This is a genomic window from Chryseobacterium sp. FH2, assembly GCF_001045455.1.
In the GTDB taxonomy this organism is placed as follows: Bacteria; Bacteroidota; Bacteroidia; order Flavobacteriales; family Weeksellaceae; genus Chryseobacterium.
This window is the reverse complement of record NZ_LFNE01000008.1, coordinates 101048-115603: the sequence shown is the minus strand read 5'-3', so window position 1 is coordinate 115603 and position 14556 is coordinate 101048. Positions and strand designations below refer to the sequence as shown.

14 protein-coding genes are annotated in these 14556 nt (G+C 34.0%); 4 read left to right on the top strand and 10 right to left on the bottom strand.

Annotated features, from left to right (window positions below):
• Positions 1-165: 165 nt before the first annotated feature.
• The 5 genes from ACM39_RS13570 to ACM39_RS13550 form a co-directional block, all read right to left on the bottom strand.
• Positions 166-453, bottom strand: coding sequence for a cell division protein ZapA (locus ACM39_RS13570; RefSeq protein WP_048511587.1), 288 nt, complete (start codon positions 451-453; stop codon positions 166-168).
• Positions 453-755, bottom strand: a complete 303-nt coding sequence (locus ACM39_RS13565; RefSeq protein ID WP_048511586.1) for a hypothetical protein — start codon at positions 753-755, stop codon at positions 453-455. Before ACM39_RS13565 ends, ACM39_RS13570 begins: the two co-directional genes overlap by 1 nt.
• 141 nt (positions 756-896) lie before the next feature.
• Positions 897-1679 (bottom strand): porin family protein, encoded by a 783-nt coding sequence (locus ACM39_RS13560; protein WP_048511585.1) that lies wholly within the window; start codon positions 1677-1679, stop codon positions 897-899.
• 3 nt (positions 1680-1682) lie between these two features.
• Positions 1683-2414 carry a bifunctional demethylmenaquinone methyltransferase/2-methoxy-6-polyprenyl-1,4-benzoquinol methylase UbiE gene (gene ubiE, locus ACM39_RS13555; RefSeq protein ID WP_048511584.1) on the bottom strand — a complete coding sequence of 244 codons (732 nt, stop codon included), beginning with the start codon at positions 2412-2414 and terminating at the stop codon, positions 1683-1685.
• A 3-nt stretch (positions 2415-2417) separates the two neighbouring features.
• On the bottom strand, positions 2418-2987 hold the full coding sequence (locus ACM39_RS13550) for a hypothetical protein (RefSeq protein ID WP_048511583.1): 570 nt from the start codon (positions 2985-2987) through the stop codon (positions 2418-2420).
• Between the two features lie 100 nt (positions 2988-3087).
• Here ACM39_RS13550 and ACM39_RS13545 point away from each other — a divergent pair, with 100 nt between their 5' ends.
• Positions 3088-4155, top strand: coding sequence for a 3-oxoacyl-ACP synthase III family protein (locus tag ACM39_RS13545; RefSeq protein WP_048511582.1), 1068 nt, complete (start codon positions 3088-3090; stop codon positions 4153-4155).
• A 70-nt stretch (positions 4156-4225) separates the two neighbouring features.
• Positions 4226-5431 (top strand): metallophosphoesterase, encoded by a 1206-nt coding sequence (locus tag ACM39_RS13540; protein WP_048511581.1) that lies wholly within the window; start codon positions 4226-4228, stop codon positions 5429-5431.
• Positions 5432-5447: 16 nt separating this feature from the next.
• On the opposite strand, the gene ACM39_RS13535 is transcribed toward ACM39_RS13540, so the two are convergent.
• Both ACM39_RS13535 and ACM39_RS13530 read right to left on the bottom strand, forming a co-directional pair.
• A complete protein-coding gene (locus tag ACM39_RS13535) occupies positions 5448-6200 on the bottom strand; it encodes a polysaccharide deacetylase (RefSeq protein WP_048511580.1) in 753 nt (250 codons plus the stop codon).
• Positions 6201-6284: 84 nt separating this feature from the next.
• Complete coding sequence (locus tag ACM39_RS13530; protein WP_048511579.1) at positions 6285-7250, bottom strand: NAD-dependent epimerase/dehydratase family protein; 966 nt, start codon at positions 7248-7250, stop codon at positions 6285-6287.
• A 90-nt stretch (positions 7251-7340) separates the two neighbouring features.
• Here ACM39_RS13530 and ggt point away from each other — a divergent pair, with 90 nt between their 5' ends.
• Positions 7341-9026, top strand: coding sequence for a gamma-glutamyltransferase (gene ggt / locus ACM39_RS13525; protein WP_048511578.1), 1686 nt, complete (start codon positions 7341-7343; stop codon positions 9024-9026).
• Between the two features lie 359 nt (positions 9027-9385).
• Entirely contained in the window at positions 9386-10666 is a 1281-nt protein-coding gene (locus ACM39_RS13520) for a dicarboxylate/amino acid:cation symporter (RefSeq protein ID WP_048511577.1), read from the top strand.
• Between the two features lie 157 nt (positions 10667-10823).
• Here the strand turns inward: ACM39_RS13520 and ACM39_RS13515 are convergent, their stop codons facing one another.
• From ACM39_RS13515 to ACM39_RS13505, 3 genes are all read right to left on the bottom strand, one after another.
• The gene (locus ACM39_RS13515) at positions 10824-11675 is read right to left on the bottom strand and encodes a diacylglycerol/lipid kinase family protein (RefSeq protein ID WP_048511648.1); all 852 of its coding nucleotides are present in this window, start codon (positions 11673-11675) and stop codon (positions 10824-10826) included.
• Positions 11676-11719: 44 nt separating this feature from the next.
• Positions 11720-12544, bottom strand: a complete 825-nt coding sequence (locus ACM39_RS13510; protein WP_048511576.1) for a DUF3298 and DUF4163 domain-containing protein — start codon at positions 12542-12544, stop codon at positions 11720-11722.
• A 78-nt stretch (positions 12545-12622) separates the two neighbouring features.
• On the bottom strand, positions 12623-14554 hold the full coding sequence (locus ACM39_RS13505; RefSeq protein ID WP_048511575.1) for a transglutaminase-like domain-containing protein: 1932 nt from the start codon (positions 14552-14554) through the stop codon (positions 12623-12625).
• Between the last annotated feature and the right edge of the window lie 2 nt (positions 14555-14556).

The following is a 14556-nucleotide window of genomic DNA, read 5'->3' as shown; positions in this document are numbered from 1 at the left end:
GATTGAGAGTAAACTCCTAATCAACACGATTTGAACTGATTTCCATTGTCTGTAATCCGATAAATCGGCACGCCATTCGATGGACATTTGCTCGGTAATTGTTTAGCGTTGAGTTTACCTTTAATGTGTTAGAATTATTGTAGGCAGTTCTGCGGGAAAAAAAATCTATTTCCCTATTTCGTTCAACGAATTATTAACCAGGGCTAATCTTTCGTTGGTAGAGTTTATCGTTTTTTCGTAGTTTGCAGACACTACTTCAGCATTAGTTCCCAGTTTCAGGGCACACATCGCCAAAGCATCTTGCTTGTCTCTCACATCGAAATTTTGTTCAAAATCTTTAATCATACTTTCAATTTGCTTCCCCACCTTACGCAGCGTTTCCTCTTCTGCTGCCGGTACGTTCAGCGGATACACCCTCCCTGCAATGTTGATGGTTATTCTTCTTACATCCATTATAATCCACTGTTTTGAAGCTGTGCGATACAGAAATCAACTTCCTTTACCAATCTGTTGATGTGATTTTTCATCAGTCTGTTGTGTTCGGGATTTCCTGATATCGCTGAATAAAGTTTTATATTTTTTTGCTCTTCTGCTAATACCTGACCTTTCTTTCTTTCCTCATCATACTTCTTCTTCAGATCTTCATGCTCAATACTTAATTCCGAGAACTTTTCAGCAAGATTTTTATAGTTCTTTTGTAAAAGCAAAATCTTTTTCTCTATTTCTGAAAAATTTTTTTCTAAATCTTGAAGCATTTCAGGTTTTGTATATTCTAACTATTAGCAAAAATAACAAAATATTAATACTAACAAAAATAAAACTCTCTATATTTTGATATGACACCAAAAAAAGGAGGTACATTTTGTACCTCCTTTATATTTTTAACTCTAATTTTCTTATTCAAATTTCAGCACAAACATCACCGCTCTTGTCTGTAATGTAGACATTGCAGATGACCAGTAAGGAGGTGTAGTTGCATTATCCGCAACAATTTCGTTATTCATGATAAATGTACCTCTTACCGCCGGAGTCAGTTTAAATTTATTAAAGTAAAACTGAATACCCATTTCAGCAGACCATGCAAAATTATGCGTTGTGGATCTGAAAACCTGTTGCAAGTTGTCATCTGTAGAATCTGCATTTGACTGTAAATTAACAATATAATTCACACCCGCAGCAAAATAAGGTCTGGAATTGTACCATCTGTGCCCGTGAACTTCCAGCATGATAGGAATATCCACCAAAGTAGATTTGATTTGCCTTACTCTGTCATTATCTGTTAACGGAATCGGAATAAAAGGATCATTCGTCAAAGTTCCCGCAGCGTACTGGTCATTTGATTGTGTATTAAAAGTCAACTCCCTTTGAGCAAATTGTAAGCCCGGTTCTGCCCTTAAATCCAAATAGTCATTCAGTCTCCATTTAGCGATAAGCCCCGCACCAAAACTGTAACTCTCTTTAGATGTAACGAGATTCTGATTCTCAAATGAGCCATATCTCGGATGCAAAACGATACGGTAGTCTAGTCTGTTCCCGTTCAAATAAAAACCCCAACTGAATTTTTGCTCATCAAAGTCTTCCAACTTATCCATTCTGTTTCGGGTTCTAAATTGTGCATTTGCAAACATTGCAATATTTACTGAGGCTAAAACCAGTGCTCTTAATAAAAATTTATTCATAGGTTACTTTGTTGCTTTATAAATTGTGGCTATACCTAAACTTAGTTTTTTATATTCAACTTTTTTAAATCCTGTATCTAAAAGAATTTGCTTCATCTTTTCCCCGAAAGGAAATGCATTTACAGAATCCGGAAGGTATGTATATGCCCTGTTATCTTTAGAAACCAATCTGCCGATGGCAGGTAATATATTTTTGAAATAAAACATATAAAATGGCCCTAAGAACCCCTCAACCTTTGAAAACTCCAGTATATAAACACTCTTGTTATCTTTAACTACTCTTCTTAACTCTGCTAAACCTTTTTTAAGATTTTCAAAATTCCTTACTCCAAATGCAACGGAAACAGCATCAAATCTATTGTCCTCGAAAGGTAAATTTTCTGCATCTCCCTTTTGCATGGAAATTTTGCCGTCTAAATTAAGTTTTTTTATTTTAATAACGCCAACATTTAACATTTGTTGCGATAAATCTAAACCAATTACTTTTGCGTTGGTTCCTTTTTCGATCGTGATTGCCAGATCGCCCGTTCCTGTAGCCACATCCAGTACTTCCTGCGGGCTGTCATCTTTCATCATTTTCACCAAAGTATTTCTCCATAAAACATCAATTTTCATGGATAAAACATGATTCAGAAGATCATATTTTGGTGCAATATTGTCGAACATATCCTCTACCTGACTTTTCTTCGTAGCCTCAGAATTGTAGGGAGTAACTTTGGTAATATCTTTTGTCAAAACTTAAAACTTGTAATATTCTTTATAATAATTAAGGTAATCCTGCTTTCTGAAGATTTTTGATCTAAACTCCACCTGCTGAACATTTTTGATTATCTTATCGTAATCTTCATCTATATTGTAATAAAAATCTTCTGTATAAAGCTTATTGAAGTGCTGTGCACCTCCAAAATAGGCTTTGCCGTCAATCATAGTCTTATCAAGAGCCAAAAGTAATGAATCTTTTTTAAGATTGTATCCGTAATATTGATCATTGATATAATAATCCTGGTGTGCAATATTAATAAGCCCGCGGATTTTCTTCACTTCAAATGCAGAATCGTAAAGTAATTTCTTATTCTGGTCAAAAACTTTAATAGAATTTTTTCCTTTTTTCAAATCTACATTTACAAATTGCCCTGCGGCAATTATGCTTTCAGAACCATTGTTTATTTTATAGTAATAAGTATTGGGTGTAGGGTTATCTACCAGGTAGTAGTTCTTTTTGGCTAAAAACAGGAAGTAAATTCCAAAGGCCAGGATAAACGCCACAACCGCTATAAATAAGCCTTTCAACGACGGATTGTTTTTCATAGATTGTAAAGTACAATTTTTGCAAATTTAATAATATTTTTAATTCTCCGTTATTAATATTAATTATTAACTTTGCATCTTTAAAAAAATCATTTAACGAATGCCGAATACAATCATTATTGGTTCTGGATCTTATATTCCTAATAGAGTTATTGGTAGAGATTATTTTTTAGATTCTGAATTCTATACGGATGAAGGTGAAAAAATCGAAAAACCTACTGAAGAAATCATTTCAAAATTTGTAGAAATTACAGAAATTGAGGAACGCAGATATATTGAAGACCATCTATCGAACTCTAAAATTGGCTACGAAGCAGCAAAAATTGCTATTGAAGACGCAAAAATTGATGCTGAAAAAATAGATTATATTATCTACGCAAGTAATTTTGGAGAAGTAAATGCAGGCGGACTTGTAAACTTTATGCCGAATATGGCAGCGAGAGTAAAAAACCATTTGGGTATAAAAAACAGAAAATGTATCACTTACGATATGATTTTCGGATGTCCGGGATGGGTAGAAGCAATGATTTTGGCTGATAATTTAATCAAAGCTCAAGCTGCCAAAACTATTCTTGTAGTAGGTAGCGAAACTTTGAGCAGAGTTACAGACCCTTTCGACAGAAATAAAATGATTTTTGCTGACGGAGCCGGTGCTGTTGTCGTAAAAGCGACTGACGAAGAAAATGTGGGGATTATTGCTCATAATACAATTTGTGATAATGGCCCCGAATTAGAATACCTGGTAAGCGGCCCCTCTTTAAATATAGATGTTGACAGGGATAAACCGTTTATCAGAATGCTGGGAAGAAAAATTTATGAGTACGCTCTTAAAAACGTTCCTGTAGCCATCAAAGAAACCATTGATGACGCAGGGCTTTCTATTGATGATATCAACAAAATATTAATCCACCAGGCAAATGCTAAAATGGACTATGCCATGATCGACAGACTTCACAAACTATACGATGTGAAAGATTACGACCATGCAATATCCCCAATGACTATCCAAATGTTTGGAAATTCATCTGTAGCAACTATTCCTACAATGTTTGATTTAATAATTAAAGGAAAAATGGACGGTCAAACGTTTAAAGAAAAAGGTAACATTGTGATGACTTCGGTAGGTGCCGGAATGAATATCAATGCTATCGTTTATAGATTTCCTTAAAAATATATTTTTAATTAAAAAATAAAAAAGCACATGGAAACTATTCTTTGTGCTTTTTTTAAACATTATTATGCAAAGAAATTTTTTAATTATTGCCAGTATCTTCTTATTCCTTGAAGTTTATATCTACCAGGCAATAAGGACATTAACAGATAATTTCTGGATAAAACTCGGATATTGGGTAGTATCTTTAGCTGTTTATGGAATTTTCGCGTACGAGGTTATGCATTTTCAAAGATCGGATAGAAGTACAATGCGAGCCCAGATAATGATATCGCTATTTTTAGTATTTATCTTACCTAAAGTTTTTATTGTATTATTTTTATTAATTGATGACATCTTCAGAACCGGTGGTTATTTAATAGGATTAACACGACCGACGGAAAACTTTTTTCCTGAAAGAAGAAAATTTTTAAGCTTGGTGGGGCTTGGCTTAGGAGGTGTGCTTTCCGCTTTATTTATCGATGGAATTACGTTTGGGAAATACCGTCACAGAGTAAGAAGAGTAAGAATAAACTTTGCCAATCTGCCAAAAAGCTTCAAAGGTTATAAAATCATACAAATTTCCGATGTGCACAGTGGAAGCTTTACAGATCCCGGTAAGCTGGAACACGCAATTAATCTTATCAACGAGCAAAATCCGGATTTGGTTCTATTCACAGGAGATATGGTAAATAATGTCGCTGATGAATTCAAGCCTTTTATTCCTTTATTTTCTAAAATTAAAGCAAAAGACGGAAAGTTTGCAGTGCTTGGAAACCATGATTATGGTGATTACATAACCTGGACTTCGCCAGACGCAAAAAAACAAAATCTTGAAACCTTAATCAACTATGAAAAGCAGGCGGGCTTTGATATGTTGAGAAACGAAAACAGGGTTATTGAAAAAAATGGTGAAAAACTATATATCCTTGGTGTTGAAAACTGGGGATTAAAGCCTTTTCCACAGTTCGGAAGAATTGATGATGCTTTAAAGGGCGTACCAGAATCCGCAACAAAGATCCTGATGAGCCATGACCCTACACACTTTGATTACGTGGTAAAAAAGCACCCGGGAAACATTCACTTAACGCTTTCCGGTCATACGCACGGTATGCAGTTTGGTTTAGATTTAAAAAACGTAAAATGGTCGCCCGTTCAATACCGTTATCCAAAATGGGCGGATTTATACGAAAGTGAAGGAAAAATGCTTTATGTAAACAGGGGTTTTGGAGTTTTGGGCTATCCGGGAAGAGTTGGAGTTTTACCGGAAATTACACTTTTTGAATTAGCATAAGCTTTCTCCAAAAAAACTAAAAAATATAATCTTTCATACGGGAAGTCGCCAATTCTTTCTCGTTGATAAAAGTCAGGAGGGCATCTAATTTGTCCTCCATTTTTTTGCCTGAATTTAATTTCCTGTAAAAAGGAATATCAAACTGATATCTCTTAAAATCAGTAAACTGCCAGGAATTAAGATAGATCAAAACAAAATCATCATTCTTTAATGTTTCAAAAACCATATTCTGATAATATTTCATCGGCAGAATCTGAAACACAAAATCATTGTACGGCAATTGACTGTAAGGGGAAATACTTTCAGGAACAATGCTCAATCCGTCTTCTTCACTGATTTCCGTATCCCTTTTCAGACGTTTGAAAGGAAAAAGAATATTTGCGTTATCAATATTTGAAATATAATTAAACTCCAATAATTTTAAACTTTCCTGAGGCTGTTTAAAATCTTTCTGACGAATCCCACGGATCTGTTTTTCCAGAAAATCCTGAGTAAATTTCTTCGCATTTTCAATTTGCTGAAGATTTGAATTTTTATTATAAAAAGCAATTTCATGACCTTTGGTTGAAATTGCTTTTATAAGATTTTGAAGTTTTTCAACAACAGAAATTTCAATAAAAAAACTGGATTTTACATCATGAAGATCTAAAATTCTAAGAATCGCTTTTATATTATTCTCTGTGATTTTTAATTTTTCATCATCGGAAATCTGAGCATCATTTTTTATTTCAGCTTCAATATTAACAATGTTGAAAGTCAATAATATCATTTAAATTAAAATTTAGATAAAATTTGTAATCAATTAAAAATCAGATGTTAAAAATAACTATATTTAAAGTAAAATTTAAGTAAATTAATTCTTACCTAATTTTACTTTCAGATTCTTAATCATATCTTTTGACATCTCTGAAATCCCGAAATCGTACGTAAGCCCCCAATCTTTTTTCGCTACAGAATCATCAATTGAAGCCGGCCAGGAATCTGCAATTGCCTGTCTGAAATCTGGTTTATAATCAATCGTAAATTCAGGGATTTCTTTCCTGATTTCTTCTGCCAATTCTTTTGGAGTAAAAGACATTCCACCTAAATTATAAGATGATCGAACGGTAAGATGTTCTGCCGGAGCTTCCATTAATTTCAATGTTGCATTTATCGCATCGTCCATATATAACATAGGCATTCCCGTATTTTCTGAAATGAAACTTGTATACTTTTTCTCTTCAATTGCTTCGTAGAAAATTTCAACTGCATAATCAGTTGTTCCACCACCTGCCGGAGTTTTCCATGAAATCAATCCGGGGTATCTGATGCTCCTTACATCTACCCCATATTTATCAAAATAATATTCGCACCATTTTTCACCTGCCATTTTTGAAATTCCGTAGACTGTTGTAGGATTTAAAACAACATCCTGCCCGACATTTTCTTTTGGAATTCCTTTCCCGAAAACCGCAATAGAACTTGGCCAGAAAATCTTTTTGAGAAGACCTTCCTTTGCCATTTCGCAAAACTGAAGAAGAGGTTCAAGATTTAGTTTCCAAGCAAAAATAGGCTGCTTTTCTGATGTTCCGGACAATAACGAAGCCAAATGGTAAACTGTAGTGATTTCATAATCTTTAATCACCTGCTTTACCAGCTGGGTATTAGTAACATCCATTCTCTCATAATGCCCTGCAGCAGTAATTCCTTTTTGCCATCTGTCCAGCCCTGAAGCAACTACATTATCAGCTCCGTGAATTTCAACAAGTCTGTTTGTAAGTTCGGTTCCAATTTGTCCTAAGGCACCTGTAATCAATATTTTTTCCGTATAGGATTCCATTTATCTTATTATTAGTTGATTTAAGCAAAAATAAAAATTTTACCCCCCTTCTCAAAAACAAAATTTGTAAATTCGGTTATAATTTTTATCATGAGGAAGTTTATCATCATATTAGTACTTGCAACTCAATCAATATCAGCACAGTACACAGACATTAACATCGTAAAGGAGGTAAAGGTAAAAAATAAAGGAGTCGTAGTTTCGGCACATCCCCTGGCAAGTGAAGCCGGAGCACAAATTTTGAAAATGGGCGGAAATGCTTATGATGCAATTACCGCAGCTCAGTATGCATTGGCGGTTGTTTACCCTCAAGCCGGAAACATCGGAGGAGGCGGTTTTTTAGTGGGAGTGAAAAACAACGGTGAAAAATTTACATTGGATTATCGTGAAACAGCTCCAAAAAAAGCTTCAAGAGATATGTATCTCGACAAAAACGGGAAAGCAAACACAGATTTATCACAAAACGGAAGATTGGCTGTAGGGATTCCTGGAAGTGTAGCAGGTTTTTTTGCAACATTGAAATATTGTAAACTTCCAATGGAGAAAATCATTCAGCCTGCTATTGATCTGGCTGAAAAAGGATTTGCGATTACCGAGTTGGAAGCGGACATGCTAAACTCTCAAAGAGAATATTTTCAGAAACATAATAAATCTTCTATTGTTTTTGTGAAAAGCAACCCTTGGAAAGCGGGAGATATTTTGGTTCAGAAAGAATTGGCGGAAACATTAAGATTGATTCAAAAACTTGGAGCAAAAGGTTTTTATGAAGGAAAAACAGCCCAACTTTTAGTCGCTGAGATGAAAAAAGGAAACGGAATCATAACGTTAGAAGATCTTAAAAATTATAAAGTTGCGGAAAGGAAAGCTTTGGAATTTGATTATAAAGGCAATAATGTTATTTCAATGCCTCTTCCTTCAAGCGGAGGTGTTCTTCTTGCTCAAATGCTAAAAATGGCGAGTTATGAAAATCTCGAAAAATATCAACAAAATTCTACTCAGGCGGTTCAGATTATGGTGGAAGCTGAAAGACGAGCATTTGCCGATCGAGCAGAATACATGGGAGATCCGGATTTCATTCAAGATAAAACAGCATATCTGATTTCTGATGACTACTTGAAAAACAGATGGAAAAGCTTCGGTTTTAATAAAGCTACTTCAAGTGCCGAAGTCGGAAAAATCATTAAACAGCCAAAAGAATCAACGGAAACCACTCATATTTCGGTTTTAGATAAAGAAGGCAATGCTGCTTCTGTGACAACCACTTTGAATGGGTTATACGGAAGTAAAGTTGTTGTTTCAGGAGCCGGATTTTTTTTAAATAACGAAATGGATGATTTCTCCATAAAACCGGGTGTTCCGAACATGTTTGGAGCAGTAGGCGGAGAAGCTAATGCTATTCAGCCCAATAAAAGAATGCTTTCGTCAATGACTCCAACAATTTTATTGAAAAACGGAAAGCCTTACATGGTTGTAGGAACTCCGGGAGGAACTACAATACCAACTTCTGTATACCAATCGATTGTAAATACTGTTGATTTTAAACAAAATGCAAATATATCGGTAAATGCACCGAAATTCCATCATCAATGGCTTCCTGAAACAGTAGCTTTTGAAAAAAACTTTCCTGAAAGCACGATTAAAGATTTGGAAAAACTAGGGTATAAAACAGAAAGATGGGATCGTATCGGAAAGACAGAAATGATTACCATTGATGATAATGGAACAATTCATGCTGTGGCAGACGGCCGTGGAGATGATTCTGTTGGGGTAGAATAAATTTGAATTATGAGCCCGGTGATTTCTGTAATTCCGGCTTTATCTATTTATTTAAAAAAATACGCTATATCCTCGCCAATCATTACCCCCTATCTTCTAAGTAAAAATACTCTGAACTTAATCAGAGTATTTTTTAATAATAAGTGTCACACTTTCTAATTTTGTGAGGGAATTTTTTTGTTAAGAATAGCAGTAATTTTTATATGTTTTTACTATTATGAAATTATATTATTATTTCAAGTACAGAAGTCATCATCTACGGTATACTTTAGGAGCCATCCAGAATTTTTTATGACTTTTGTCATATTTAAAGATAAATTTTCCTAATTTTCGCCTTTTAAAAATCAAAAGCTACTGTTTTGAAGACAACAAAATTCTATCAACAGATTTATTTTCAGGTAATTATTGCCATTGTAGGAGGAATTCTTTTAGGAAATTTCTACCCCGAACTGGGTGAAAAAATGAAACCTTTGGGAGATGGATTCATAAAACTGGTAAAAATGATTATTGCACCGGTAATTTTCATCACCCTTACATTAGGGATTGCCCATATGACCGACCTGAAAAAAGTTGGAAGAATTGCCATAAAAGCGATGATTTATTTCTTTACTTTTTCAACATTAGCTTTGATAATAGGTTTGATTGTCGGAAACATTTTACAACCAGGGCACGGCTTAAATATCGATCCTTCTACTCTTTCAGGCGATGTTTCACAATATCAGCAGAAAGCCCACGAGACAACTCTTACCGGTTTCATCATGAATATTATTCCTGAAACGCTATTCAGCCCTTTAGTTGGCGAAAATATTTTACAGGTGCTTCTGGTAGCTATCTTAATGGGAATTGCATTGGTTTTAACAAAAGAAAAAAGTAAGAAAGTAACGGATTTTCTTCAAGATTTAGCTACTCCGATTTTCAAGATTGTACATATTCTGATGAAACTGGCTCCGATTGGAGCATTCGGAGCAATGGCTTTTACTATCGGAAAGTATGGAATTCATTCTGTTCTGAACCTTATATTTTTAGTGGGTACTTTTTATATTACTTCTATTCTGTTTGTTGTTTTAGTTTTGGGAGCTGTTGCCTGGTACAATGGTTTTAATATTTTCAAATTGATGTTTTACCTCAAAGAAGAACTTCTCCTGGTACTGGGAACAAGTTCTTCAGAATCTGCACTTCCAGGAATTATGGAAAAACTGGAAAAAGCAGGCTGCTCAAGAGCGATTGTAGGATTGGTTGTCCCGACGGGATATTCCTTTAATCTTGACGGAACTAATATTTATATGACTCTCGCTTCACTCTTTATTGCGCAGGCTTTAAATATCCATCTTCCGATTGAAAAACAATTGATGCTGCTTTTGGTAGCTATGCTGAGCTCAAAAGGTGCTGCCGGCGTTACGGGTGCAGGATTTGTAACTTTAGCGGCAACTTTAGCCGTAGTTCCTGAAATTCCGATAGCAGGGATGACTTTGATTTTAGGAATTGATAAATTCATGAGTGAATGTAGAGCTTTGACCAATGTTATCGGAAACTCTGTTGCAACCGTAGTAGTTGCCAATTGGGAAAAACAGTTAGACAAAAGCCAGCTTCAATATTGTCTTGATCATCCCAATGAAGTGGAAAAAGAATTAGAAGTTTAATATTTGAAGAATTACCTCATTTACCCATTAAGAATTGATCATATTTTACAATGGCAAGCCAATAATTGATCTGACACTTCGGTCTGTATGTATCAAATGTGTGTTATATTTAAACTAAAATTGTAACAAAAGCGAAAAAGCTCCAAAAATTAAATTATTAGATTAAAATATGTAAGCTGGAAGGCAACACCTTTACGCGAATTGGTGATTTTATTTTATTGAATTCACCATCTAAATGCCAATTTTTGGTATTTACCTTAAATTCAATTTCCGAAACGGGAAGATAAGTGACATAATCATCATCTTTAAGCTTTTTTGTAAACATCCTAAAGGCAAAAAGCGCAGAATAAGTTAACGGAAATTTTTTCACCAAAACCATATCCACCAAGCCATCACTTTTACTCGCATTTGGAGCAATATAGGCATTATTCCCAAACTGGCGCGTGTTTGCAATATTTAACATTAAATATTTTCCGTTATACTGTTTATAGTGTTCATCAAAAAATTTAACCTTAATTGGTTTATAATTGAAAAATGTTTTGAATGAAACTTTGATATAGTTTTTGAATCCGCGATCAGTCTTTTCAAATTCTTTTACCACTTTCCCGTCAAAACCTGTACCGGAAACATTGATAGAAAGCAAATCATTAACGGTAAATGTATCTATTTTCCTGGATTTCCCTGCTTTTATTTTTTCTAAAAGCTCATCGAGATTTTTGTTGAATTTTGTTTCATTCGAAAATCCATTTCCAGAGCCTGCGGGAAAAATTGCCAAAATCTTATCCGTATTAATCAGGTTTCGGGCAACCGTAGAAATAGTTCCGTCACCACCGATTGCGACAAAAATATCAACTTTATCATAATTTACCTTAATGAACTCATCTGTTCCCGGAATTGATTCTGAAATATAATACAGAGGATTTTCAACCTTCTTTATAAGTTCATTCAGAAACGGCTGGTAATTCTTCTTTGCCGAAAAAGGATTGATAATAAAAGCTACTTTTTCCATTTCCACAAAAATAAAAAATGCTTCCTGATTTGGAAGCATTAATACTATTTAATTTTCATTCTCGCTTTAAATTGTTGATTAATAGCCCCTTTTAGCTCTTCAAAAGAAACAGGAATCTCAATATCGCCAGCTGCATAAGCCGCAATTTCATATGGGCTATAATGGAAGTATAAATTTTTGTCATCAAAATAAAAATTTTCTGTTACCGGAATTACCTCAACCAAAAGCATATCCGAGTTTTTCACTTCACCATTAGAATCAGTAGTACCGCTGGGTAATTTATTGATATTTTTCATCAGCAGCAATTCCAATTTCTTCTTTGGCATCGTAGTAATATCTTTAAGCTCAACTTTTCTATTATTTTTTACATCAAAAACTCTTTCTGAAAAGCCATAGTTGCCATGTGCCCCACCTTCATAAGAGCTTGACAGGTATTGAATGTGCATATAATTATTGATATTGGATTTTAGCGTCATAGAAAAATCCGTATCCCAGGTTTGCGCAAATCCTAAATCTGAAATCCAATCTTTGCTGTCTTTTTTTACAGAAGCAAAATAATCCTTTCTTTCTCTCTGTAAAAAGTTTTGTATTCCTTCTTTCGAATAATCTTTAATTCCTTTATTGCCAAAGTAAATACTGTCTAATAATTTTTTGTCTTTAATAGCAGGAAAGACAAGAAATTTAGAAGAATATTTAACAGACAAAGAATCATTGATTTTGACCGAATCACTAACTTTTACAGAATCAACAGTCAATTTTTCTGTTTCTTTTATTTCTGTATTTGTAGTTATGTCTTTGTTTTCGGTCTTTTTACAGGCAGCAAAAATAAAGAGAGAAGAAAGCGCAATGACGGCAACGGTGTTTTTCATAATTTCGATTTCTTATACAAAAGCAAAAACCATTCATTTTTTGAATGGTTTTAAAATATTTCTTACATTTTTAATCTTTTATTTTTTAACAAGACTAATAACCTGGTTTTCCTGCTTTGAGGCTACCCCCCAAATTTGTTTGAATGCAGGATAATATTCTTTGGGATAATCCGGACTTGCAATCTTGGTAGTGGATGTTATTTCCAGCTTATTTCCTTTTTGCTCAGCAATATAGCTGTATTCGATTTCCTTATCATCAGTGACAATTTTCTTACTTTTTGGTAATTCTTCGACAGTATATCCTTCCGGAATTTCCAAAATAACCTTCTTCACTTTTGTAAAAGGAGCATAAAAGTCGATCTTATATTTCCTTTCTTCTGTCTGATCAAACTCGTTAGAGTTTTTGTTCAAAAACAGCATTGGATTGATAATCATCTTCTTACCTACTTTATCAATCAGGTTGTCAGAAGAAAAGCTCATTGTACTTTCAAAATCACCGGATTCAAGAACTTTTGAATCTACATTATTAAAATCAATTGAGAAGTTGTCTTTGTACTGCTTCTTGTATTTTTCAGGATTTTCATCAAAACTTTCTTTAGCAAACATTGCAAAAGTCCCAGTATCTTTATCTGAATAACTTCCCGAAATACTTCCGTCTTCATTAATTTTTGCATTTGCCGTAAGATGTGTAAAACTTGGCGTGGAATTTACAAGCTGCATTTGTTTGGCTTTGTCTTTTGCTAATAAAATTCCATATTCGTTCCAGTCTCTTGGAGGTAAATTATCCACCGAAGACTGTTTTGAGGTTGCATCATATACATGGAAACCTTCTTTTGTATCAATAGCAGCAATGACAAAATTTGTACTTGCCACACTTGGAGATATCAAATTGATAAGCCCATTATTAACTGTAGAAATGATAATAGGATCAGCCTTTAAGCCAGCTTCTCTGAGCAACATTACTAAGAAAAGATTGATTTCTGCTGCATTTCCTGTTTTAGTTTCAATCAGTTTTTTAATGCCGTCTTCCGTGTAAATTCCTCTATCATTATTCCACGTATAGGTGTTTTTCACATAATTGAAAATAGCATTTGCTTTTTCAAGATCAGTTTTCAGACCGGAAACATTCGCCGGCATATTTTCTTTAGCTAATTTTGTTTTCTTTAATTCTCCTCCGAAGTCATCATCATTGTAAAGCTTCTCTTTAATCTGCTCCCAAGAAGAAGAATGTAATTTTAATTCCCTAAAATTGGTAGAATGCAATTCGGCACTGATTTTTGTTCTGAAATTCATATCATTTTTTATATGTTTTTCAGTTTTAAAACCTTTTAAATTTTCATAACCAAACCTGTATGTTTTATGTTGCATTCCATATAATGTTTTTTCTTCCACTATCCTGTATTTAGGATTCAGAGAACCCGTATAATTTACATTATATGAAATATAACTTGGAGCATCCAGCACATACTCAGTATATAAAGAAGGAGTATCTGACTCAATCAATATTTGAGGAATTGCATATAAAAATGGGGAGCTGACTTCATATTGATACTCAATCACAGAACCATTTTTCACATTTGGAAAAGCAAATTTTGTCACGCTCACATTCTTACTTTCCTTACTTTTATATTTTGAGCTTTTATCAACTTTAGTGGAAACTAAACTTCCATTTTCAAGATTATAAGTAAATGCTTTTATTTTATCCAGGTTTTCTCTATTGCTTCCATTCTGATACAAAGGAATTTCAAGGCTCAGCCAATCTTCAGCTTTATCTTTATCGTAAATTTTTACTCTGTAGAAAGCTGTTTTACGAAGATTTCCTGTATTGGTATCAATATTAAAATGTACAGACTTATATAAAATTTCTGCAGGAGCATTTTCATCTAATGCAGATTTTGTTTTAGACAGATCAGCTTCGTTAAACTTAGGAGGATCCAGAAATTCATGTTTTTGAGCTTCAATAAAGACAATGCTCATCGAAGATAAAGCGATTAATATTATTTTTTTCATGC

Bases quoted from the DNA above. Each gene is read 5' to 3' on its own strand.
- ACM39_RS13570 (WP_048511587.1), bottom strand. From the start codon at position 453: ATGGATGTAAGAAGAATAACCATCAACATTGCAGGGAGGGTGTATCCG.
- ACM39_RS13565 (WP_048511586.1), bottom strand. From the start codon at position 755: ATGCTTCAAGATTTAGAAAAAAATTTTTCAGAAATAGAGAAAAAGATT.
- ACM39_RS13560 (WP_048511585.1), bottom strand. From the start codon at position 1,679: ATGAATAAATTTTTATTAAGAGCACTGGTTTTAGCCTCAGTAAATATT.
- ACM39_RS13550 (WP_048511583.1), bottom strand. From the start codon at position 2,987: ATGAAAAACAATCCGTCGTTGAAAGGCTTATTTATAGCGGTTGTGGCG.
- ACM39_RS13545 (WP_048511582.1), top strand. From the start codon at position 3,088: ATGCCGAATACAATCATTATTGGTTCTGGATCTTATATTCCTAATAGA.
- ACM39_RS13540 (WP_048511581.1), top strand. From the start codon at position 4,226: ATGCAAAGAAATTTTTTAATTATTGCCAGTATCTTCTTATTCCTTGAA.
- ACM39_RS13535 (WP_048511580.1), bottom strand. From the start codon at position 6,200: ATGATATTATTGACTTTCAACATTGTTAATATTGAAGCTGAAATAAAA.
- ACM39_RS13530 (WP_048511579.1), bottom strand. From the start codon at position 7,250: ATGGAATCCTATACGGAAAAAATATTGATTACAGGTGCCTTAGGACAA.
- ggt (WP_048511578.1), top strand. From the start codon at position 7,341: ATGAGGAAGTTTATCATCATATTAGTACTTGCAACTCAATCAATATCA.
- ACM39_RS13515 (WP_048511648.1), bottom strand. From the start codon at position 11,675: ATGGAAAAAGTAGCTTTTATTATCAATCCTTTTTCGGCAAAGAAGAAT.
- ACM39_RS13510 (WP_048511576.1), bottom strand. From the start codon at position 12,544: ATGAAAAACACCGTTGCCGTCATTGCGCTTTCTTCTCTCTTTATTTTT.
- ACM39_RS13505 (WP_048511575.1), bottom strand. From the start codon at position 14,554: ATGAAAAAAATAATATTAATCGCTTTATCTTCGATGAGCATTGTCTTT.